This is a genomic window from Cupriavidus sp. D384 (genome assembly GCF_001652915.1).
Lineage (GTDB): Bacteria > Pseudomonadota > Gammaproteobacteria > Burkholderiales > Burkholderiaceae > Cupriavidus.
Genome location: NZ_BBQI01000099.1, coordinates 155,888 through 176,418, shown reverse-complemented (window position 1 = coordinate 176,418; position 20,531 = coordinate 155,888). Strand labels below are relative to the sequence as shown.

Annotated in this window: 20 protein-coding genes and 1 pseudogene; 8 read left to right on the top strand and 13 right to left on the bottom strand. The window is 66.6% G+C overall.

Annotation, left to right across the window (positions count from 1 at the left end; all coding sequences use genetic code 11):
• The 3 genes from A9J21_RS25455 to A9J21_RS25445 form a co-directional block, all read right to left on the bottom strand.
• Positions 1 to 735, bottom strand: a 735-nt coding sequence (locus A9J21_RS25455; protein WP_066740508.1) for an alcohol dehydrogenase catalytic domain-containing protein, incomplete at its 3' end; no start/stop codon positions are given.
• Positions 736 to 859: 124 nt separating this feature from the next.
• Complete coding sequence (locus tag A9J21_RS25450) at positions 860 to 2,251, bottom strand: NTP/NDP exchange transporter (protein WP_066740506.1); 1,392 nt, start codon at positions 2,249 to 2,251, stop codon at positions 860 to 862.
• Positions 2,252 to 2,278: 27 nt separating this feature from the next.
• On the bottom strand, positions 2,279 to 3,199 hold the full coding sequence (locus tag A9J21_RS25445) for an aldo/keto reductase (RefSeq protein ID WP_066740504.1): 921 nt from the start codon (positions 3,197 to 3,199) through the stop codon (positions 2,279 to 2,281).
• 227 nt (positions 3,200 to 3,426) lie between these two features.
• Here A9J21_RS25445 and A9J21_RS25440 point away from each other — a divergent pair, with 227 nt between their 5' ends.
• The 5 genes from A9J21_RS25440 to A9J21_RS25420 all read left to right on the top strand — a co-directional run bounded on the left by A9J21_RS25440 (position 3,427) and on the right by A9J21_RS25420 (position 7,358).
• Positions 3,427 to 4,293, top strand: coding sequence for a branched-chain amino acid ABC transporter permease (locus A9J21_RS25440; RefSeq protein ID WP_404851414.1), 867 nt, complete (start codon positions 3,427 to 3,429; stop codon positions 4,291 to 4,293).
• Positions 4,290 to 5,279: a branched-chain amino acid ABC transporter permease gene (locus tag A9J21_RS25435; RefSeq protein ID WP_066740498.1), complete on the top strand. Its 990-nt coding sequence runs from the start codon at positions 4,290 to 4,292 to the stop codon at positions 5,277 to 5,279. Before A9J21_RS25440 ends, A9J21_RS25435 begins: the two co-directional genes overlap by 4 nt.
• The gene (locus tag A9J21_RS25430; protein ID WP_066740496.1) at positions 5,276 to 6,028 is read left to right on the top strand and encodes an ABC transporter ATP-binding protein; all 753 of its coding nucleotides are present in this window, start codon (positions 5,276 to 5,278) and stop codon (positions 6,026 to 6,028) included. Before A9J21_RS25435 ends, A9J21_RS25430 begins: the two co-directional genes overlap by 4 nt.
• Positions 6,021 to 6,740, top strand: a complete 720-nt coding sequence (locus A9J21_RS25425; RefSeq protein ID WP_066740494.1) for an ABC transporter ATP-binding protein — start codon at positions 6,021 to 6,023, stop codon at positions 6,738 to 6,740. The genes A9J21_RS25430 and A9J21_RS25425 overlap by 8 nt, the downstream gene beginning before the upstream one ends.
• A gap of 117 nt (positions 6,741 to 6,857) precedes the next feature.
• Positions 6,858 to 7,358: a GNAT family N-acetyltransferase gene (locus A9J21_RS25420; protein ID WP_066740551.1), complete on the top strand. Its 501-nt coding sequence runs from the start codon at positions 6,858 to 6,860 to the stop codon at positions 7,356 to 7,358.
• A 63-nt stretch (positions 7,359 to 7,421) separates the two neighbouring features.
• On the opposite strand, the gene A9J21_RS25415 is transcribed toward A9J21_RS25420, so the two are convergent.
• From A9J21_RS25415 to A9J21_RS25385, 7 genes and pseudogenes are all read right to left on the bottom strand, one after another.
• Positions 7,422 to 7,745 carry a cytochrome c gene (locus A9J21_RS25415; RefSeq protein ID WP_066740492.1) on the bottom strand — a complete coding sequence of 108 codons (324 nt, stop codon included), beginning with the start codon at positions 7,743 to 7,745 and terminating at the stop codon, positions 7,422 to 7,424.
• Positions 7,742 to 8,161, bottom strand: a pseudogene (locus tag A9J21_RS25410) (PQQ-dependent sugar dehydrogenase); the annotation flags it as partial. The gene A9J21_RS25415 and the pseudogene A9J21_RS25410, both read right to left, overlap by 4 nt.
• A gap of 163 nt (positions 8,162 to 8,324) precedes the next feature.
• Positions 8,325 to 9,506, bottom strand: a complete 1,182-nt coding sequence (locus A9J21_RS25405; protein WP_066740488.1) for an ABC transporter substrate-binding protein — start codon at positions 9,504 to 9,506, stop codon at positions 8,325 to 8,327.
• A gap of 145 nt (positions 9,507 to 9,651) precedes the next feature.
• Positions 9,652 to 11,007: a GntP family permease gene (locus A9J21_RS25400; protein ID WP_066740486.1), complete on the bottom strand. Its 1,356-nt coding sequence runs from the start codon at positions 11,005 to 11,007 to the stop codon at positions 9,652 to 9,654.
• 157 nt (positions 11,008 to 11,164) lie between these two features.
• Positions 11,165 to 11,557, bottom strand: coding sequence for a RidA family protein (locus A9J21_RS25395; RefSeq protein WP_066740484.1), 393 nt, complete (start codon positions 11,555 to 11,557; stop codon positions 11,165 to 11,167).
• 44 nt (positions 11,558 to 11,601) lie between these two features.
• Positions 11,602 to 13,071, bottom strand: a complete 1,470-nt coding sequence (locus A9J21_RS25390) for an amidohydrolase family protein (RefSeq protein ID WP_066740481.1) — start codon at positions 13,069 to 13,071, stop codon at positions 11,602 to 11,604.
• Between the two features lie 2 nt (positions 13,072 to 13,073).
• Positions 13,074 to 13,979, bottom strand: a complete 906-nt coding sequence (locus A9J21_RS25385; RefSeq protein ID WP_066740479.1) for a MurR/RpiR family transcriptional regulator — start codon at positions 13,977 to 13,979, stop codon at positions 13,074 to 13,076.
• A gap of 124 nt (positions 13,980 to 14,103) precedes the next feature.
• Here A9J21_RS25385 and A9J21_RS25380 point away from each other — a divergent pair, with 124 nt between their 5' ends.
• Genes A9J21_RS25380 through A9J21_RS25370 form a run of 3 tightly spaced genes read left to right on the top strand, consistent with a single transcriptional unit; the run spans position 14,104 to position 17,025 of the window.
• Positions 14,104 to 15,372 carry an amino acid deaminase gene (locus tag A9J21_RS25380; RefSeq protein WP_066740477.1) on the top strand — a complete coding sequence of 423 codons (1,269 nt, stop codon included), beginning with the start codon at positions 14,104 to 14,106 and terminating at the stop codon, positions 15,370 to 15,372.
• A 17-nt stretch (positions 15,373 to 15,389) separates the two neighbouring features.
• A complete protein-coding gene (locus A9J21_RS25375) occupies positions 15,390 to 16,325 on the top strand; it encodes a sugar kinase (protein ID WP_066740475.1) in 936 nt (311 codons plus the stop codon).
• Between the two features lie 58 nt (positions 16,326 to 16,383).
• Positions 16,384 to 17,025: a bifunctional 4-hydroxy-2-oxoglutarate aldolase/2-dehydro-3-deoxy-phosphogluconate aldolase gene (locus A9J21_RS25370; protein ID WP_066740473.1), complete on the top strand. Its 642-nt coding sequence runs from the start codon at positions 16,384 to 16,386 to the stop codon at positions 17,023 to 17,025.
• 126 nt (positions 17,026 to 17,151) lie between these two features.
• Here the strand turns inward: A9J21_RS25370 and A9J21_RS25365 are convergent, their stop codons facing one another.
• The 3 genes from A9J21_RS25365 to A9J21_RS25355 form a co-directional block, all read right to left on the bottom strand.
• Entirely contained in the window at positions 17,152 to 17,283 is a 132-nt protein-coding gene (locus tag A9J21_RS25365) for an entericidin A/B family lipoprotein (RefSeq protein WP_066740471.1), read from the bottom strand.
• 127 nt (positions 17,284 to 17,410) lie between these two features.
• Positions 17,411 to 18,742 carry a GGDEF domain-containing protein gene (locus A9J21_RS25360; protein ID WP_066740469.1) on the bottom strand — a complete coding sequence of 444 codons (1,332 nt, stop codon included), beginning with the start codon at positions 18,740 to 18,742 and terminating at the stop codon, positions 17,411 to 17,413.
• Between the two features lie 434 nt (positions 18,743 to 19,176).
• The gene (locus tag A9J21_RS25355; protein ID WP_066740468.1) at positions 19,177 to 20,490 is read right to left on the bottom strand and encodes a hemolysin family protein; all 1,314 of its coding nucleotides are present in this window, start codon (positions 20,488 to 20,490) and stop codon (positions 19,177 to 19,179) included.
• Positions 20,491 to 20,531 lie beyond the last annotated feature (41 nt).

Below are 20,531 nucleotides of genomic sequence, written 5' to 3'. Positions count from 1 at the left end.
CACCACGTTCTCGACGTCCTTCGGATTGATGAAGTGGGTCATGCCGAACTTGCGTGCCATGGCTTCGCGGCCCGGGTTCAGGTCCACGCCGATGATCTTGTCGGCGCCCACCATCCTGGCCGCCTGGATCACGTTCAGGCCGATGCCGCCCAGGCCGAACACCACCACGTTGGCACCGGCTTCCACCTTGGCCGTGAACAGCACCGCGCCCACGCCCGTGGTCACGCCGCAGCCGATGTAGCAGACCTTGTCGAACGGCGCGTCCGGACGGATCTTGGCCAGCGCGATTTCCGGCACCACGATGTGGTTGGCGAACGTGGACGTGCCCATGTAGTGGAAGATCGGCTTGCCGTCGATCGAGAAGCGCGACGTGCCGTCCGGCATCAGGCCCTTGCCCTGCGTCGAGCGGATGGCCTGGCACAGGTTGGTCTTGCGCGACAGGCAGAACTTGCACTGGCGGCATTCCGGCGTGTAGAGGGGAATCACGTGGTCGCCGGGCTTCAGCGACGTGACCCCCGGGCCCACGTCGGTAACGATGCCCGCGCCTTCGTGGCCCAGGATGGCCGGGAAGATGCCTTCGGGGTCGGCGCCGGACAGCGTGTAGTAGTCGGTGTGGCAGATGCCAGTGGCCTTGATTTCGACGAGGACTTCACCAGCACGCGGGCCGTCGAGATCCACTTCCTCGACGGTGAGCGGGGCGCCGGCTTTCCAGGCGATGGCGGCTTTGGTCTTCATGAGGCAACTCCTGTGCAAATGGGGTAGGGCGGCATGTGCCGCCAACACGGCAAGAACTATACGGGCATCGGCGCAGTGCGGCCAGACCGGCGCGCGATTATCGGCTGGCCTTGTCGGGTGGTTGTCATCGGCTGTGCTTTGCCGGGCGTGCCAGAACCGGCGGCGCGGCGCCGGCTTCCGCCACGGTCACCTGGCCTTCGTGCCGCCGTCCAAGCCACAGCCCAAGCCCCGCCCAGCCGATGGCGAGCACGGCACCAGCCAGTGCCACGGTGGCGGGGTGACCCGACAACGCGTCGATGGCGGTGCGCACCCACGCGCTGACCGCATCGCCGGCGCGGTAGATCGCAGTGTCGATCACGTTCTTGGCCTTGTACTTGGTCTCGGGGTCGACCACCGTAAACAGCATCTCGCGGCCCGGCCGCAGCATCGCGTATTCGCCCACGCGCCGTACGATCATCGCTGCGGCCAGCACCCCGAACGTGGGCCACATGGCAAGCAGCAGGAAGCCACCGGTCACGGCCAGCGGCACCGCCGTCAGCAGCGCCGTCACGCCGTAGCGCCTTGCAAGGCGGCCCGAGAAGAAGATCTGCAGGAGGATGGTCAGGGCCTGCACCGTTGCATCGAGCGCGCTGAACACCTGCGTCTGCTGCGCCCGCGTGGGAAAGGCCGCCGCCACCAGGCGTGCCTGCTCGAAGTACAGGAAGGTGCTGGACGTGGCGAGCAGGATCACGAACAGGCTGATGCCAAGCAGGTAGCGCGAGCGCATGACCATCGACAGCCCTGCCCATAGTCCGCCGCCAACCGGCTGGGCTGGGTCCTGTGCCGCCAGGCCGCCCGGCGCCGTGCCGTCGATCACGCCGGCCCCGAGCCGCTGACGCCATGCAAAGAGGTAGCCCACCACTGGCAGTGTGGCGGCCAGCAGCGCCGCCGACAGCAGCATCAGCCCGGTCAGGCCGATGCGGCCCACCAGCCAGCCACCCATCACCGGCCCGGCCAGGCCACCGGCACTGGCGCCCGCAGCGATCAGCGCGAACAGCCGCCGTGCCTGCTCGGGGCGGAACACGTCGGCCATCAGGCTCCAGGCCACCGATACCACGAACAGGTTGAACACCGACAGCCACACGTAGAACACACGCGCCAGCCAGACGCTGTCCGGCAGCGCGCGCGTAACGCCGGCAAACGCCAGCAGGTTGGCGATGAAGAACGCGTAGACCCACGGCACGAAGCGCCGGCGCGGCAGCCATTTGCAGCAGGCGCCGTAGAACGGGATCGCCACCAGCATTACCACGAAGGTAGCCGTGAACAGCCATTGCAGGTTCTGCACGCCGCCCGCGATGCCCATCGTCTCGCGCACCGGCCGCAGCATGAAGTAGCTGGCAAACAGGCAGAAGAAAAACAGGAAGCCGGCCACCACGGCGGCGCGCTCGCCGGCGCGCAGGCCCAGCAGGCGGCCCTGCAGGGGGTCTTGCGATGGGCCGCCGGGTTCGGCGTTGGGGGGCAGGTCGGGTGCGTGCATGCGCCGGTCGCGGCCAGGCGTGTGGGATCAGGCCAGCGTCGCGGCGATGCGCGCACGCTCGCGGGTGTCGGGCATGCGTCCGAAGGCTGCGCCCAGGTTGTCGGCCATGTTCTTCGGCTTGGAGGTGGCCGGAATGGCGGCCGTCACGGCGGGATGGCTGACGATGAACTTCAGGAACAGCTGGGCCCACGACGTGCAGTCGATCTCGCCGGCCCAGTCGGGCACCGGCTTGCCGCGTACGGCCGAAAACAGCCGGCCGTCCTGGAACGGACGGTTGATCAGCACCGCCACGCCGCGTTGTTCGCATAGCGGCAGCAGTGCCTTTTCGGCGTTGCGCTCGCCCAGCGAGTAGTTGACCTGCAGGAAGTCGAGCTTTTCGTTGCGCAGGATATGTGCCAGTTCCTCGCGGGCGTCCTCGCGGTAGTGGGTGATGCCGATATAGCGCGCCTTGCCCTGTTCCTTCCATTGCCGCAGCAGCTTCAGGTTGTCGCGCCAGTCGATCAGGTTGTGTACCTGCAGCAGGTCGACGCTGTCCGAATGCAGTTCCGCGCGTGACCGCGTGAACTGTGCCATGGCGTTGGCCGCGCTGGTGGAAATCTTGGTCGCCACGAACACCTTGCCGCGTGCGCCGGCATCCTGCAGCAGGTCGCCGGTGACGGCCTCGGCGCTGCCGTAGCTGGGCGCGGTGTCGATCACGGCCTTCGGAATGCGCTGCAGCAGCGCGGCCAGGACTTCGGTCAGCGCCGCGCGGTCGTCGCTGCCCCGGCCCACGTTGAAGGTGTCGGCCGTGCCCATGCCGATCACCGGCAACTGCTCGCCCGTGGTTGGCACCCTGCGGCGCATCGGTGCTTCAACGGTGGCGGCCTGCGCGGCGGCCAGTGCAGGTCCGGCCGGCAGCACGGCCAGCCCGGCAGTCATCTCCAGAAAGGTGCGGCGGTCCATTGGCATGACGTTTCATCCCTTGGCGGCGGTCCGAATGACCTTAGCGCGTGCGGCAGTCGAAGTAAAGCCGACAACGCCTTCGGCAACCGTTGCAACATCCGCCGCGCCAGCCGGGGTTGCCCGGGTCGGGCCCGATTGCAAAAAAGCGGCGCCCACTGAACAATCGGCGCGGTATTTTCCCAGCCAGCAGCGATCATCCACCCCCATCCACCCATGCAGAGGACCGGATCGTGATTTCGAGCTTGCCCGGCGTGCTGTTCGACGGCGTGACATATGGCAGCCTGCTGTTCCTGATCAGCATTGGCCTGTCCGTGACCATGGGCCTGATGAACTTCGTCAACCTGGCGCACGGCGCATTTGCGATGCTGGGCGGCTACGTGGCCGTGGTGCTGATGAACCGGCTGGGCGTGCCGTTCCTGGCCGCATTGCCGGCCGCCTTCGCGGGCGCCGCGCTGGCGGGCTGGCTACTGGAGCGCACGCTGTATCGGCGGCTGTATCGGGCCAGCCATCTGGACCAGGTGCTGTTTTCGATCGGGTTGACCTTCATGGCGATGGCCGGCGCCACATGGTGGTTCGGCCCCGGCCAGCAGCCGGTGGTGCTGCCGGCATTCCTGATCGGGCAGGTCAGGGTGGCCGGGCTGGACCTGGGCGCCTATCGCCTGTTCCTGCTGGCAGTGGTGATCGTGATCACGCTGGCGTTGGGCTGGCTGGTGGCGCGCACCCGCTTTGGCGCGCAGGTGCGCGCGGCGGTGGACAACCAGCAGGCCGCCAGCGGACTGGGCATCGACGTGGGGCGCGTGTTCAGCCTGACGTTTGCGCTCGGTTCCGGGCTGGCGGGCCTGGGCGGAGGCCTGGGGATCGACGTGCTCGGGCTCGACCCGGCCTTTCCGCTCAAATACATGGTCTATTTCCTGCTGGTGGTGGCGGTAGGCGGTGCGGGCAGTATTCGCGGGTCGCTGGTGGCGGCGATGGTGCTGGGCGTGGCGGACGTGGCCGGCAAGTACTACGTGCCCGCGGTGGGCGCGTTCGTCATCTACGCGATGATGGTGCTGTTGCTGGTGGCGTTTCCGGCCGGCCTTTACGGGAGGCGCGCCGCATGATGCGTCATCGCCTTGCCGATGGCCGCTGGCACCCGGCCGAAATCGTCTTCTGGCTGATGCCGGTGGCGGTCTTCTTCCTGCTGCCCGACTATCTGATCCTGGGTAGTCAGATTCTGATCACGGGGCTTTTCGCGCTGTCGCTGGACCTGATCCTGGGCTATGCGGGTGTTGTGTCGCTGGGCCATGCCGCGTTCTTCGGGCTGGGCGCCTACACGGCCGGCCTGCTGGGTGCGCATGGCTGGGGCGAGCCAATTTCGGGCCTGCTGGCCGCGGCGGCGGTGGCTGCGTTTGCCGGCTGGCTCTGCAGCTTCCTGGTGGTGCGGGGCGGCGATCTCACCCGGCTGATGGTCACGCTTGGCATCGGCCTGATGCTGTTCGAGGCCGCCAACAAGGCGGCCTTCCTGACCGGCGGCGTTGACGGGCTGTCTGGCGTGACCATGCGTCCGCTGCTGGGCATGTTCGAATTCGACCTGTACGGCAAGACCGCCTATCTCTACAGCCTGGTGGTGTTGTTTGCGATGTTCGTGCTGGTGCGGCGCATCGTGGCGTCGCCGTTCGGGTTGTCGCTGCGCGGCGTGCGCGAGGGCGCGCGCCGCATGCCGGCGCTGGGTGCCAACGTGCCCCGGCGCCTGCGCGTGGCCTTTACCGTGGCGGCGGCCATTGCCGGCGTGGCCGGCGGACTGCTGGCCCAGACCACGCAGTTTGTGGGCATGGATGTGCTGGGCTTTCCGCGTTCGGCGGAATTGCTGGTCATGCTGGTGCTGGGCGGCACGGGGCGGCTCTATGGCGCGCTGATCGGCGCGGCGCTGTTCATGATTGCGCAGGACGTGCTGGCCGGCATCAATCCCGTGTACTGGCAGTTCTGGATCGGTCTGCTGCTGGTGTTGATGGTGCTGTATGCGCGCGGCGGGGTGATGGGGGCGGTCAGCGCCTGGATGGCGCGCCGCCGCGCGGTTGCCCCGCGCGAACACGGAGCCGACGCATGACCGCCACGCTGCGCACGGAAGGACTGGGCAAGTCATGGGGCGCATTTGCCGCCAATAGCGATATCTCGCTGACATTCGCGCCCGGCGCGCGCCACGCCCTGATCGGGCCCAACGGCGCGGGCAAGACCACGTTCATCAATCTGCTGACCGGCGCCTTGCCGCCGTCGGCGGGGCGCATCTGGCTGGGCGAGCGCGATATCACGTCGCTGCCGCAGCACGCGCGCGTGAAACTGGGCATGACGCGCACGTTCCAGATCAATACGCTGTTTCCGGGGCTGACGGTGCTGGAGTCTGTGGTGCTGGCCGTGGCCGAGCGCACCGGCGCATCGCGGATCTGGTCGCGCACGGTGGCATCGCAGGCGGCGCTGGCGGACGAGGCCATGTCGGTGCTGGCGCTGCTGCGACTCGAGCGCGATGCCGACACCGAGACGCGGCAACTGCCATACGGCAAGCAGCGGCTGCTGGAAATGGCGCTGGCGCTGGCTACGCGGCCGTCGATCCTGCTGCTGGACGAGCCGGCGGCCGGCATTCCCGCCGGCGAGAGTGCCGAATTGTTCGCGGTCATCGCCGGCCTGCCGCGCGACATCACGATCGTCTTTATCGAGCACGACATGGGCCTGGTGTTCCGCTTTGCCGAGCGCATTTCGGTGCTGGTGGGCGGGCGGGTGCTGACGGAAGGCACGCCGGCCGAGATCGCCGCCGACGCGCGCGTGAAGGAGGTCTATCTTGGGGAGGCTGCCCATGACTGAGCTGCTGCGCGTGGAAGGCATCAGCGCCGGTTACGGCGACGCCATCGTGCTGGATCAGATCGACCTGACGCTGGGCGCCGGCGAGAGCCTGGCGCTGCTGGGCCGCAACGGCGTGGGCAAGACCACGCTGCTGGCAACGCTGATGGGCATGACGCGCGTGCGTGGCGGCAGGCTGTTCTGGCAGGGCAGCGATCTGGCGAAAATGCCATCGCATCGGCGCGCCCTGGCCGGTATCGGCTGGGTGCCTCAGGAGCGCTGGATCTTCCCGTCGCTGACCGTGGAAGAACACCTGACGGCCGTGGCGCGTCCCGGGCCGTGGGACATCGCCGGTATCTATCGGATTTTTCCGAGACTGGAAGAGCGGCGCCGCAACCTGGGCAACCAGCTGTCGGGAGGCGAGCAGCAGATGCTGGCCATCGCCCGGGCGTTGATGGTGAACCCCGCGCTGCTGTTGCTGGACGAGCCGATGGAAGGCCTGGCGCCGGTCATCGTGCAGGCGCTGCAGCGCGTGATTGCGGGACTGATTGCCGAAAGCGGCATGGCCGTGATCGTGGTGGAGCAGCATGCGCGGCTGGCGCTGGCGATGACCGGCAAGGCAATGGTGCTGGATCGTGGCCGGGTCGCGCATCGGTCGGACAGTGCCAGCCTGCTGGCCGACGGCGCGCTGCTCGATCGCCTGGTGACCGTGCGCCAGGAATATGGGTCACCCTAGGAGCAGCCCGATTTCATTCGGATTCGTCTTATTTCAGGGGAGCGCGGCGCCGTGCAGAATGGCCGCTTCGAACCGCTCGTCCGGATTGCCGTCCCGAACCACCACCAGACCCCAGCCATGGAAATACGCCCGATCGAACCGGACGACCTGGAACTGATTTGCCGCCATCGCGAGGCCATGTTCCAGGAGGCCGGCTTTGCCCCCGACACGCTGCGCACGATGACGCTGCATTTTCGTGACTGGCTGCGGCCGAGGCTTGCCGATGACACTTACTTTGGCCTGCTGGCGCTGGACGGCGGCAAGCCGGTGGCCGGGGTCGGCCTGATGCTGATCGACTGGCCGCCCCATCCGGCGCATCCGGAGCAGGACAAGCGTGGCTATGTCCTGAATGTCTATGTCGAGCCGACCCACCGCAGGCGCGGCCTGGCAAGGCAACTGATGGCGCGGGGCGAGGACGAACTGGCGCGGCGTGGCGCCACCTTCACGATCCTGCATGCCACCGAGGCGGGGCGGCCGCTGTATCAGCAGGAAGGCTGGCGGCCGACCTCGGAGATGTCGAAGCTTATCGCCGAGCCGGTGCCACCGCCGCCAGCCGGGAGAACGCCTTCAGGTAGCTGAAGGCGCCCGAAGGTGCCTGAGGGCAGCGGAGGGGCGAGCGCGGTGAAGGCTGCTCTGAGACTGCTACGGCTTGAGACTGCTGTAGAAGGCCGCGAGATTGGCGATGTCGGCGTCGCTGAGCGGCTTCGCCATCATGGTCATCATCTCGTCCTTGCGGGCGCCGGTCCTGTAGTCCTTGAGTGCCTTCACCAGGTACTGCTCGACCTGGCCCGCCAGGTTGGGGGCCTCGGGCAGCTTGGACTTGCCGTCGAGCCCATGGCAGGTCTGGCATTGCATGGCCTTGGTCCGGCCGGCCTGGGCGTCGGCGGCCAGCGCGGGGGCGCTGGCCGACACCAGGATCCAGCCCGACAGCAGCACCAGGCCGCCGATACGGAGTCGCCAGGTCATTTCGCGCCCGAGTACGAGATCCGGTAGATCGCACCGGCAAAGTCGTCCGAGACCAGCAGCGAGCCGTCCTGCAGTGGCTGGACGTCTACCGGGCGGCCCATGTACTCGCCATGCGGCGTGAGCCAGCCTTCGGCGAAAATTTCCGTCTCGCCAACGGTGCCGTCCGATTTCACCGGGGTGTAGACGATCCGCGCGCCGATCGGCTTGGTGCGGTTCCACGAGCCATGCTCGGCCGCGAAGACGCCGCCCTGGTACTTGGCCGGGAACATCTTGCCGGTGTAGAACGACATGCCCAGATCGGCGGCATGGGGTGCATATTCCACCAGCGGGAATACGACGTCCTTGGGCGGTTGCTGGTCCTTGTACTCCACGGTGCGCACCTTGCCGCCGCCATACCAGGGGAAGCCGAATCTTTCATCGCGAAGTCAGGATTGTGCAATTCCCTTGTCCGGAAAGGTGACCTAACCTTGTCTGGCGGCGCCTGCCTGCGCCGCCACATGACAAGAACTCCGGAGACATCCCGATGAAGAGCTCAGCCGTTGCCCTGGCCGGCGGCCGCCCCCGGCCCGTGCCGCCCGCCTACTTGCCCGAGTCCTTGACCCCCTCGAACTTGTCGAATTCGACGTTGTAGAGTTCGCCGCCCACCTTTTCCACCTTGCGGATATAGACGGTCTGGACCACGTCGCGCGTGGCCGGGTCGATCGTGATCGCGCCGCGCGGGCTCTGGATCTTCATGCCCTTCAGGGCCGCCAGGAACTTGTCGCCGTCGGTGCCGCCGCCGGTCTTCTTCAGCGCGTCGTAGATGGCGGCCATGCCGTCGTAGGCCGCCACGGCCATGAAGTTCGGGCGGCCGGCGCCCGGGTTGGCATCGGCAAAGGCCTTCAGGAAGGCCTTGTTTTCCTTCGAATCGTGCGCTGCGGAATAGTGGAACGACGTGATGACGCCAAGCGTGGCGTCGCCCATGGCGGGCAGCACGTGGTCGTCGGTCAGGTCGCCTGTGGCGATCACGCGGATGCCGGCGTCGCCCAGCCCGCGCTCGCGGAAGCCCTTCATGAACGCCACGCCCTGTTCGCCGGCCGGCAGGAACAGAAACACCGCTTCTGGACGGGCGTCTTTGATGCGCTGGATGAATGGCGCGAATTCGGGGTTGCGCAGCGGCACGCGGATCGATTCCACGATCTGGCCGCCGCCGCCCAGGAAATTGGTCTTGAACGCGGTCTCGGCGTCGATGCCCGGCGCGTAGTCGGCCACCAGCGTCACCACCTTCCTGATGTTGTTGCGCACCGCCCACGTTGCCATGGGTGCGGAAATCTGCGGCAGCGTCATCGACACCCGGGCGATGTAGTTCGACTTGGTGGTAATGATCGACGAGGCCGCGTTGAAGATCACCATGGGCTTTCTGGCCTGCTCGGCGATGGGTGCCACGGCCAGCGCCTCGGGTGTCAGGCCGAAGCCGGCCAGGATGTCCACCTTGTCGCGCACCACCAGTTCCTGCGCCAGCCGCTTGGCTACGTCGGGTGCCGGGCCCGTGGTGTCCTTGACGATGATCTGGACCTTGCGTCCCGCCACGGTGTCGCCGTTCAGCTTCTGCCAGGCCTTGATCCCGCCTTCCATCTGTTTGCCATAGTCGGCAAAGCTGCCCGAGAACGGCGCGATCAGGCCGATCCTTACCGGTTCGGCAGCGTGGGACAGCGGGGAATGCGCGAGGACGGCAAGGGCGCCGCACGCCATCATGGCGCGCCGCAGCGGACTGAACGTCATGGAGGTCTCCCGAAAGTGCAGCATCGGACGGCTGCATCGATCAGGGAGTGTAGGAGGGGCGAGGGCCGCCGGGCAATCGGGTTTGCCCTCGGTTGGCTCTCGGTTGCCCCCTCTCCCAGGGGCGGAAGAGGGAGGCAGGACCGGCTTAGACCACCGTTGCCAGCGCCAGCGTGAACAGCAGTGCCACCACCGAGATGAGCGTTTCGGCCACCGACCAGGTCTTGAAGGTCTGGGCCACGGTCATGTTGAAGTACTCCTTGACCAGCCAGAAGCCGCCGTCGTTCACGTGCGACAGGATCAGCGAACCGGCGCCGGTGGTCAGCACCAGCAGTTCCGGGCGCGTGCCGGGCACGCTGGCCGCGATCGGCGCCACGATGCCGGCCGCCGTGGTCATGGCAACCGTGGCGGAGCCCGTGGCGATACGGATCATCACGGCGACAAGCCAGCCCAGCACCAGCACCGACACATGGGCGTGCGTGGCGACGTCGACGATGGCCGTCGAGATGCCCGAGTCGCGCAGGACGCGGCCAAAGCCGCCGCCGGCGCCCACCACCAGCGTGATGATGGCCGTGGGGGCCACGCACTCGTTGGTGAACTTCAGGATCATGTCGCGCGTGAAACCGCGTGCCTTGCCAAACGTGTAGAAGCTGAACAGCGTGGCGATCAGCAGGGCCATCACCGAGTTGCCGATCAGTTTGAGGAAGTCGTTGGCAAACGTCTTCGGCGTGGCGATCAGGTCGGCCCAGCTGCCGATCAGCATCAGGAATACCGGCAGCAGGATGGTCAGCACCGTGATGCCGAAGCCCGGCAGGTTGCCCTTGGCCGACGAGGCTTCCTCGGTCAGCTGCTCGGCCAACGGGTTCACGGCGGGCAGCTTCACGTGCTTGTCGATCAGCTTGGCAAACAGCGGGCCGGCGATGATGGCGGTGGGCACGCCGACGATCAGCGCGTACAGGATGGTGCGGCCCATGTCGGCGCCATAGGCCTGCACGGCCAGCAGCGCGGCCGGGTGCGGCGGGATCAGGCCGTGGACCACGGACAGGCCGCAGACCATCGGGATGCCGACCAGGATCATCGACGTGTTCGTGCGCTTGGCGACGTTGAACGCGATCGGGATCAGCAGCACGAAGCCCACTTCGAAGAACACCGGCAGGCCGACGATGAACGCGATGACCACCATGGCCCAATGCACGTTCTTCTCGCCGAAGAAATTGATAAGCGTCAGGGCAATGCGCTCGGCGCCGCCCGATTCGGCCATCATCTTGCCCAGCATGGTGCCAAGCCCGATCACCAGCGCGATATGGCCCAGCGTGCCGCCGACGCCGGCTTCGAACGACTTGACGATGTCACCCATCGGCATGCCCACGGCAAAGCCCAGGGCCACCGATACCACCACCAGCGTGATGAACGGGTTCAGTTTGAACTTGGCGATCAGAATCACCAGCGCGATCACGGCGATCAGCGCATAAATCAAGAGCGTGGTTCCGGTAACGGCACCCATGTCTCGTCTCCTTGTTGCGGCGGCCGTCCGGTTGGACGGTGTCCGCTTCCGCTATGAAAATGCCGCCTGGCCCGGGGTCTCCGGTACGTAGCGGCTGGTTGGCAAGGCCCGCCCGCCATCGGTTGGCTCACCGGTGGCGGCGGGCGTGGGATGCGGCTCAGGCCGCGGTTTTCCTGTAGGCGATGCAGTCCACCTCGACCTTGCAGTCCACCACCATGCTCGACTGCACACAGGCACGCGCGGGGGGATTGGCGCCGAAGTATTCCTTGAAGATCTTGTTGAACGACGGGAAGTCGCGCGCATCGTCCAGCCAGACGCCGCAGCGCACCACGTGCTCGGGGCCGTAACCGGCCTCGGCCAGGATGGCCAGCACGTTCCTGATGGCCTGGTGAGTCTGCGTGACGATATTGCCCTCGACCACTTCGCCGTCGACCATCGGCACCTGGCCCGACACGTAGAGCCAGCCGTCGGCCTGCACTGCGCGCGCGAACGGCATGTGCGAGCCGCCCTGGCCCGTGCCGCCTTCGACGCCGAATCGTTTGATATCCATGGGAACTCCTGTTGTGCTTGGTATGGGGTTGTGCCGGGTGGGGCTCAGCGCTGGTCGGCCGGGCGCGGATCACGCGGCAGGAAGCGGCCGGCGCGCACGCCGGTGGCTGCGCGGTGCTGCCAGGTCAGCTCGCCATTGACCCAGACCGCCGCGATGCCTTCGGCTGGCTGCATCGGATCGGTGAAGCTGGCGGCGTCGCGAATGGTGGCTGAATCGAACAGCACCAGGTCGGCCCAGTAGCCTTCGCGCACGAAGCCGCGGTCCTTCAGGCCGAAGCGCCCGGCGGACAGGCCGGTCATCTTGTTGACGGCCACGGCCAGCGGAAACAGTTCGCGGTCGCGGGCGTAGTGGCCCAGCACACGCGGAAAGGCGCCCCACAGGCGCGGGTGGGGCAGGGGATCGTTGGGCAGGCCGTCGGAACCGACCACAGTGGCCGGATGGCTCAGGATGCGGTCCACGTCGGCGTCTTCCATGCAGTGGTAGACGGCGCCGGCCGGCTGCAGGCGGCGCGCGGCTTCGGTCAGGTCCACCTGCCATTCCGTGGCGATATCGGCCAGCAGGCGGCCGCCCATCTGGGGATGGGACTCGGACCAGGTCACCTGGATATCGAAATCGCTGGTGACCTGCTTCAGGTCCAGCGTCGACGAACTGGCGGTGTACGGGTAGCAGTCGCAGCCCACCGGCTGCCAGCGCTGCGCGGCCTCCAGCGATTGCAGCACCTCGGCGCTGCGTCCCCAGTTCGGCACGCCCGCGCATTTCAGGTGCGAGATCACGACCGGCACGCGCGCATGGCGGCCGATGCGGTACGCCTCGTCCATCGCATCGAGAATCTCGGCGAATTCGCTGCGCAGGTGCGTGGCGTACAGGGCGCCCGCATTCGCCAGCGGTTCGGCCAGCGCCAGGACTTCTTCGGTCGGGGCGCTGAACGCGTTGGCATAGGCCAGCCCGGTGGACAGGCCCAGCGCACCGTGCGCCAGCGCGTCTTCAAGCTGCGCGCGCATGGCCCCGATTTCGGCGGCCGTGGCGGCGCGGTCGAAACGGTCCATATGGTTGCTGCGCAGCGCCGTGTGGCCCACCAGGGCGGCCACGTTGACCGACGGCTGGGCCGCGTTGACGGCATCGACGTAGGTCTTGAAATCGGGGTAGCGGAACGCGTCGGCGCGGCCGAGCAGGTTCATCGGGTCGGGCGGGTCGCCGGCCAGCGTCACGGGCGCGGCGCTGATGCCGCAGTTGCCGACGATGACGGTGGTCACGCCCTGGGAAATCTTCGGCGTCATGGCCGGATCGCGCACGACATTGGTGTCGTCGTGCGTATGCACGTCGATGAAGCCGGGCGACAGCACCAGGCCGTGGCCCTCCACCACATGCGACGCCGTGTCCGGGTCGATGGTGCCGGCTTCGTCGATGCGCGCGATGCGCCCGTCGCGGATGCCGATATCGGCCATGCGCGCCGCGCCGCCCGAGCCGTCCAGCAGCATGACGCAGCGAATCAGGGTATCGAACAGGTGTGGCATGGTCAGTCTCCCAGCGGCTGGCGGCTGTCTGGCCCGTCGCTGTCATGGCTGACGCCGCGATGGGCGTCGAGCACGTATTTCAGCCGGCGCAGCTTTTCCTTGCTCTGCTCCTGCTGGAGCATCGCGCACTGGGTCGCCAGCACGTCCACCACCAGCAACATCGCGTAGCGCGACGCCGACGGCTTGAAGATGAAATCGGTTTCCAGCGTCCGCACGGGCAACAGCACGTCGGCGCGGGCCGCCAGCGGCGAACCCAGCGCGGTCACGGCAATCAGCCGCGCGCCGTACTCGCGCGCGATATCGCAGCTGACAAGCATCTCGGGCACGTTGCCGCTGGCGGAAAATGCCAGCACCACGTCGTCTCGCGACAACGTCGCCGCCACCATCTTCTGCAGCAGCGCGTCGTGGTAGGTCGCCACGGGCTGGCCCAGCCGCGCCAGCCGGTAGCGCGCCTCGTCGGCCATGAACGTGGAGCCGCCACCCATGCCGAAAGCGTAGACCATGCGTGCATCGAGCAACAGCCGCGCGGCCTCGGCAATCCGTTCGGGATCGATCAGCTTGCGGTTGACTTCCAGCGTCGTGAGCACGTCGGCGTGGATGCGCTCGGCCAGCGTGGCCGGCGAGGCGTCATCGGCAACGGTGGGGGCGGGCTGCAGGAAGCGCGTGCCCACCGCCGTGGCCTGGGCCAGCCGCAGCTTCAGGTCGCGCACGTCGCGGCAGCCAATGGCCTTGGCAAAGCGCGTCACGCTGGCCTCGCTGACGGCTGCCTTGCGCGCCAGTTCGTTGATGCTGGTGGCCGCTGCGCCGGCAAGATCCTCAAGAATCACTTGCGCCACCTTTTGCTCGGCAAGCCGCAGCGACGGGCCGCGCTCGGCGATGCGGGTCAGGATGTCGAACGATGCGGTCATGGGTGGGCGGCGGAAGCTGGCGGGCACTCGCCCGGCACAGCGTGTTACTTTATAACAAGGATGAAATATCGTAATTTCAAGGCTATGATTACGTCAATCGAATTTTGACAGGGTGATGTCAGCCATGCGTGAAACAAAGTACCAGACCGGCATGATCGATCCGCTGAACAAGGCGCTAGGCCGTCTGGACGCCCCGCTGGCGCCCGCCGAGGCCGGCCAGCCGGGCTGGCATCTGCTGCGCGAGGAACTGAGCCTGCCGGCCGCCGTACTGTATGAGGACAAGCTCGTCCACAACCTGCAGTGGATGCGGAAGTTCATGGGTGCATACGGTGTGCAGCTGGCGCCGCATGGCAAGACAACGATGGCGCCGAAGCTGTTCGCCCGGCAACTGGCGGAGGGGGCGTGGGGTATCACGCTGGCTACGGCACAGCAGACCGCTGCGGCCGCCGCGCACGGCGTAAGGCGCGTGCTGATGGCCAACCAGCTGGTGGGACGCCGCAATATGGAAATCGTGGCCGATCTGCTGCGCGATCCCGGCTTCGAGTTCTTCACGCTGGTGGATTCGGCCGCGCTGGTCGATCAACTTGGCGCGTTCTTCCAGGCGCGCGGGCAGACGCTGCAGGTGCTGCTGGAACTGGGCGTGGAAGGCGGCCGGACTGGCGTGCGCGACGCCGCGCAACAGGCCGGGGTGCTGGAAGCGCTGTCGCGCTGGCCCGACGCGCTGACGCTGGCTGGCGTCGAGATCTATGAAGGGGTGCTGCAGCAGGAGGCCGATATCCGGCGCTTCCTGCAGCGCACCGTGGCCGTCACGCGCGAACTGGCCGCCGCCGGCCGCTTCGGCCGGAGTCCCGTGGTGATGTCGGGGGCAGGCTCGGCGTGGTACGACGTGGTGGCCGAGGAATTTGCCCGGACCGATATTGGCGCGCCAATCGACATCGTGCTGCGTCCCGGCTGCTACCTGACCCACGATGTGGGCGTCTACCGGGCGGCGCAGGAGCGTATCCTTGCCAGCAATCCAGTGGCGCAGAAGATGCGCGAGGGCCTGCTGCCCGCGCTGCAGCTGTGGGCCTATGTACAGTCGATTCCCGAGCCCCGGCGCGCGATCATCGGCATGGGCAAGCGCGATGCCGCCTTCGATGCCGGCATGCCGATCCCGGCGCAGATCTATCGTCCGGGCAGCGCGGCGCCCGTGGCGGTGCCGGCCGGATGGACGGTGACCGGCATGATGGACCAGCACGCGTACCTGGAAATCGATGCTGGCGACGACATTCGTGTCGGCGATATGATTGCCTTTGATATCTCGCATCCTTGCCTGACGTTTGACAAGTGGCGCCACATCCCCGTGCTGGATGGGCAGTTGCGCGTTATCGACATCGTGCAGACGTTCTTCTGAAAGAGAGGCGCGCGTTCATGAGTATCGACATCCTTGCCTACGGCGAACCGCTGGTGGAGTTCAACCAGCAGCCCGACGATCCGGCCCGCTACCTGCAGGGTTTTGGCGGCGACACCTCCAACTTTGCGATTGCGGCCGCACGTCAGGGCGCGAGCACCGGTTTCATCAGCGCGGTGGGCGCCGACAGCTTTGGCGAACGGTTGCTGGCCCTGTGGACGCACGAGCGCGTGGACACGCGCCACGTGAGCATCAATGCCGCGGCTCCCACCGGGGTCTATTTCGTTTCCCACGACAATCACGGCCACCGCTTCGACTACCTGCGCGAAGGGTCGGCGGCCAGCCGGTATCACCACGAACAGCTGCCGCTGGCGGCCATCGCGCAGGCGCGCTACCTGCATCTGTCCGGCATCAGCCTGGCAATCAGCACGTCGGCCTGCGATGCGGGCCTGGCGGCAATGGAGCATGCCCGCAAGGCCGGCGTGCAGGTGTCGCTGGACACCAATCTGCGGCTGCGCCTGTGGTCGCTGGCGCGGGCGCGCGGCATCATGCGCGAGGCGTTCTCGCTGACCGATATCTGCCTGCCGAGCTGGGACGACATCACCGTGCTGACCGGCCTGGACGACCGCGATGCGATCGTCGACCATCTGCTTGAATGCGGCGTGAGCGTGGTGGCGCTGAAGCTGGGCGAGGAGGGCAGCTATGTGGCGACGCGCGACGCGCGCACGCTGGTGGCGCCGTATCCGGTGCGGCCGCTCGATGCCACGGGCGCGGGCGACTGCTTCGGCGGCAGTTTCGTGGCGCGCCTGGCCGCCGGCGCCGATCCGTTCGAGGCGGCGCGCTACGCCAATGTGGCGGCGGCCCTGTCGACCACCGGCTACGGCGCGGTGGCGCCCATCCCCACGGCCGAAACCGTGCTGGCCCGCCTGGAGCGCGGCGTTTCGGTCATCGCCTGAACCGGCCCGGTCTCACCGGGTCTGACGGCTCAGGACAATGAACATTGTGAATACTGTCATGCAAATCCAACCTTCTCCGCTGATCGAACGCCTGACCAACGTGCCGGTGATTCCGGTGCTCGAATACCACTCGGTGGACGACGCGCTGCGCATCAGCGAAGCCCTGGTCGAGGGCGGCCTGCCGATGCTGGAAATCACGCTGCGCACGCCCGTGGCGCTGCAGGCGATGGAAGCCGTGGCCCGCGCGCTGCCGCAGGCCGTGGTGGGCGCCGGTACGGTGCTGACCATCGAGCAATTGCGTGCGGTGCGTGATGTCGGGGCGCAGTTCGCCGTGTCGCCGGGGCTCACGCAGAAACTTGCCGATGGCGCGCAGGGCGCCGGCATCTCGCTGCTGCCCGGCGTTGCCACGGCCAGCGAAGCGATGTTCGCGCTGGAATGCGGCTTTTCGTTCCTGAAGTTCTTCCCGGCGGAGGCTGCCGGGGGCGTGCCGATGCTGAAGTCGCTGCATGGCCCGCTGTCGCAACTGAAATTCTGCCCGACCGGCGGCATCGACCTCGCCAAGGCGCCTACCTATCTGGCGCTGCCCAATGTGGTGTGCGTTGGCGGTTCGTGGGTGGTGCCGAAGGACGCCGTGGCGGCGAAGGACTGGGGGCGCATTCGCAAGCTTGCGGAAGAGGCTGCGCAATTGCGCAAGCCCTGAACGCGGCATGGTCGTGCTGGCGGTAATAATTACAACGCCGGCACCATGACGCGAGAGAACGCTTCAAAGCAACAAGGGCGCCACTGGCGCCCTTGTTCGCATCGTCAGGTATCGGCGATGACGGAATTACTTCGATTTCTCGGCGGAGTTTTCAAGCTTCTGTCCGCCCTTCTGGACATCCTGACCCAGGCCGGACATCGTATTGCAGCCTGCGAGCAGCGTGGCAACCAGTACGCACCAGATCCATCCTTTTTTCATCAGAGGCTCCTTTCAGGGATAGTAAGAAGTGGGCACATTTTAACGTCGCCCCGGTCTCCGTCGATGCAGGATGTGTGCCAATTTGTAATTACGAAAATGTCTGACAGACAGCGGCGTTGCAGCGGGCTCAGGTCTTGAGCAGCAGGCGTGCGCGTTCCGTGATGGCGGCGTGGGTCTGCATCAGCCACGGTGCCGGAAACGGCTGTGCCAGCAGGAAGCCCTGCATGGTGTCGCACCCCCAGCTGCGCACCACGTCCAGTTGTGCCTGTGTTTCCACGCCCTTGGCGCAGACCGCCACACCACGTGCCTTGGCCCATTCGCACGCGCGGCGCAGGCTGGCTGCCATGTCCGGCCTCTGGCTCGCATGCCCGAGATGGCGCGCGTCAAGCGTGACCATGTCCGGCTGCACCCGCGCCAACGCCCGCAGGCTGGCTTCCGAATCGGTAAAGTCAGCCAGGGCGATGCGCACACCGCCATCGCGCAAGCGCCGGGCCTTGTCCGTGGCCTCGCCGGAATCAGGAACGATATCGACCGGCACCTCTACGCAGATCTGTCCGGGCCTGATCTGATTGGAGTCGATGGCCCGGCGCAGCATGCCGATCGAGTCGTCGGCCTGCAGTTGCGAGCTGGTCGCCAGCAGTGTGAATTGCATGGGGCCAAGCGCGGCGGTATCACGCAATAACTGCAGCAGTTGCTGCAGCGTCCAGCCGCCGATCACATTCATCAGCCCGAGTGCGTCTGCGGCGGGCAGGAAGTCTTGTGGCGCCACGCGCCCGAGCAGCGGGTGCTGCCATCGCAGGCGCACCGTGTAAGCGGTGATCGCGGACGTGGTCAGCGACGCACGGGGCTGCAACTGCAGGCTCAGTTCGCTGCGCTCGATCGCGCTGGGCAACGCCGCGAGCAGGGTTGCCATGCGCGGCGTGGCAGGCCGGCTGGCCGTGCCGATGCCTGCGCCGCCTCGCCGGTTGATCTGCAGCATGGCGTCGAAAGCCTGCTGCAGCAGCCGTTCGGTGCCCGTATCGTGTCCATCGACGGCGCTGCCAATACTGCATGACAGGAAGGCCTCGAAGCCGCCAACCTGGAAAGGCCTGCCGAGTTCGGCGGCCATGGCCTGGCTCAACGCTTGGGCGTTTTCGGCGCCGTCGGGCAGCACGCAGGCCACCCCGAGGTCGGCCGGCCCCAGCCACTGCATGGCCACCGGCATGCTGGCGACTGCGGTGACGCGGAATTTGACCTGGGCACGCAGTTCGTGCGCGCGCTTCGGCCCGATGTTTTCACAGGCGTGCGCAAAGCGGTCGAGCCGGATCACCAGCACGGCCAGCAGATGGGCCGGACTGAAATGCGCGCGATGTTCTTCCAGCGCGGCCAGGAAGGCAACCGGCTGGATGGCTGGTGTGTCGGCAGGTGACCCACTGCCACCGACGCCTGGAGACGGCGTGTCTTTGGTGTCAGGATCCATCAATTACCCGTGCTGGCAGCGAGTTCATTTGTGCATTGGCCGCCCGCGATACTCCGGACTGCATTCCCGTTCATGCGTAAAAATGGCGCGCTTTCCGCTTTCGATCGCGCGCATGCTATTTATTATTTTGATAACGATGCGACCAGTCATCTCGGTAGTACTACTTAGTTGTCCGACCGCATAAATCAGATCATACGGCAGCGAAGACAATTTCGGAGAACGACGATGTCGACGTGGCGCGTGCGTCGCACGCGTTTTGATTTCAAACAACGCTCTGCATTGTCGCCACGTTTGTTATCTTGACCATCCAGGGCGATTGACGATAAAGGGCGCGCACGCAAATCAGCCCTGATTCCAGCCGCGATCTGCCGTTGCACCAAAGAAAAACGGGCGCATGGTGTGCGCCCGTTGTTGTTTCACACTGCCTGCGGATCTCAACCCGTGGTGTCGGATTCCGGACCATCTTCCGGCGGCACCCGCGAGGCCAGCACCTTGTCGATGCGCTTGCCATCCATGTCGATGATCTCGAACTTCCAGTCTTCCCACTGGACCGTATCGGCCGTTTGCGGCAGGCGGCCCAGCAACAGCAGCAGCATGCCCGACAGCGTGTGATAGCGCTCCTTGTCTTCCTCCGGTACCGCGCGCAGACCCGTGCGGTCCTTGAGTTCCGGGATCGGGATCAGGCCATCGAGCAGCCATGATCCATCCTCGCGCTGGATGGCCCATTCCTCGCCGGCCGTTTCGGTCTTGAACTCGCCGGTGATTGCCTCGATCAGGTCCTGCAGCGTGACCAGGCCCAGGACTTCGCCATACTCGTCGATCACGAACGCGATCTGGCCGCCAGAGGAGCGGAAGTTCTCCAGCAGTTCCATGCCGGTCACGCTTTCCGGCACGAACACCGCGGCCTGCAGCACTGCGGTCAGGTCGGCCTTCTCGCCGCGCAGGCGGCGGGCCAGCAGCTGACGCGCGCTGACCACGCCAAGGATGTCATGCATGCCACCGCGCACCACGGGGAAGCGCGAATGGTCCGACTCCTCGATGCGGCGCAGGTTTTCTTCCTCGGTCGACTCGACGTCGAGATAGACCACATCGCCACGGGGCACCATCAACGAAGCCAGCTGGCGGTCGTCCAGCCGGAACACGTTACGCACCATCGTGTGCTCGTGGCGTTCGATCACGCCCGCTTCGGAGCCTTCCACCAGCAGCGCGTGGATTTCTTCCTCGGTCACGGCGGGGCCACGATCGGACTTCACGCCCAGCATGCGCAGCACCAGCTGCGTGGAGCCGGACAGCAGCTTGACGAACGGCGTGGAGGCGACGGCCAGGAACGAGATCGGGCGCGCGGCCAGGCGGGCGATGGTTTCGGGTGCCATCTGGCCCAGGCGCTTCGGCACCAGTTCGCCGAGCACGATCGAGAAATAGGTCAGGCCCGCCACGACGATGGCAGTCGCCATGTAGCCCGCCGTGGTGGACGATATGCCGAAGCCTTGCAGCCATACGGCGAGCGGCGATGCCAGCGTCGATTCGCCGACCACGCCGTTAAGCACGCCAATCGACGTGATGCCGATCTGCACCGTGGACAGGAAGCGGGTCGGGTCCTCGCCCAGCTTGACCGCCGCAATGGCGCCACGGTCCCCGTCCTCGATCTGGCGTTGCAAACGGGCCTTGCGGGCTGTCACCAGCGCGATTTCGGACATGGCGAACAAGCCGTTCAGCAAGATCAGCGCCAGCAGTATGGCTATTTCCATCAGGGTGCGCGCCCTGTGCGCGCGGGAATTGAAAAGTCAAA

What these genes read in the sequence shown, in the direction of transcription:
- A9J21_RS25375 (WP_066740475.1), top strand. Translation starts at nt 15,390, where the DNA reads ATGAGTATCGACATCCTTGCCTACGGCGAACCGCTGGTGGAGTTCAAC.
- A9J21_RS25405 (WP_066740488.1), bottom strand. Translation starts at nt 9,506, where the DNA reads ATGACGTTCAGTCCGCTGCGGCGCGCCATGATGGCGTGCGGCGCCCTT.
- A9J21_RS25420 (WP_066740551.1), top strand. Translation starts at nt 6,858, where the DNA reads ATGGAAATACGCCCGATCGAACCGGACGACCTGGAACTGATTTGCCGC.
- A9J21_RS25370 (WP_066740473.1), top strand. Translation starts at nt 16,384, where the DNA reads ATGCAAATCCAACCTTCTCCGCTGATCGAACGCCTGACCAACGTGCCG.
- A9J21_RS25390 (WP_066740481.1), bottom strand. Translation starts at nt 13,071, where the DNA reads ATGCCACACCTGTTCGATACCCTGATTCGCTGCGTCATGCTGCTGGAC.
- A9J21_RS25380 (WP_066740477.1), top strand. Translation starts at nt 14,104, where the DNA reads ATGCGTGAAACAAAGTACCAGACCGGCATGATCGATCCGCTGAACAAG.
- A9J21_RS25430 (WP_066740496.1), top strand. Translation starts at nt 5,276, where the DNA reads ATGACCGCCACGCTGCGCACGGAAGGACTGGGCAAGTCATGGGGCGCA.
- A9J21_RS25385 (WP_066740479.1), bottom strand. Translation starts at nt 13,979, where the DNA reads ATGACCGCATCGTTCGACATCCTGACCCGCATCGCCGAGCGCGGCCCG.
- A9J21_RS25445 (WP_066740504.1), bottom strand. Translation starts at nt 3,199, where the DNA reads ATGCCAATGGACCGCCGCACCTTTCTGGAGATGACTGCCGGGCTGGCC.
- A9J21_RS25450 (WP_066740506.1), bottom strand. Translation starts at nt 2,251, where the DNA reads ATGCACGCACCCGACCTGCCCCCCAACGCCGAACCCGGCGGCCCATCG.
- A9J21_RS25415 (WP_066740492.1), bottom strand. Translation starts at nt 7,745, where the DNA reads ATGACCTGGCGACTCCGTATCGGCGGCCTGGTGCTGCTGTCGGGCTGG.
- A9J21_RS25435 (WP_066740498.1), top strand. Translation starts at nt 4,290, where the DNA reads ATGATGCGTCATCGCCTTGCCGATGGCCGCTGGCACCCGGCCGAAATC.
- A9J21_RS25425 (WP_066740494.1), top strand. Translation starts at nt 6,021, where the DNA reads ATGACTGAGCTGCTGCGCGTGGAAGGCATCAGCGCCGGTTACGGCGAC.
- A9J21_RS25355 (WP_066740468.1), bottom strand. Translation starts at nt 20,490, where the DNA reads ATGGAAATAGCCATACTGCTGGCGCTGATCTTGCTGAACGGCTTGTTC.
- A9J21_RS25365 (WP_066740471.1), bottom strand. Translation starts at nt 17,283, where the DNA reads ATGAAAAAAGGATGGATCTGGTGCGTACTGGTTGCCACGCTGCTCGCA.
- A9J21_RS25360 (WP_066740469.1), bottom strand. Translation starts at nt 18,742, where the DNA reads ATGGATCCTGACACCAAAGACACGCCGTCTCCAGGCGTCGGTGGCAGT.
- A9J21_RS25400 (WP_066740486.1), bottom strand. Translation starts at nt 11,007, where the DNA reads ATGGGTGCCGTTACCGGAACCACGCTCTTGATTTATGCGCTGATCGCC.
- A9J21_RS25395 (WP_066740484.1), bottom strand. Translation starts at nt 11,557, where the DNA reads ATGGATATCAAACGATTCGGCGTCGAAGGCGGCACGGGCCAGGGCGGC.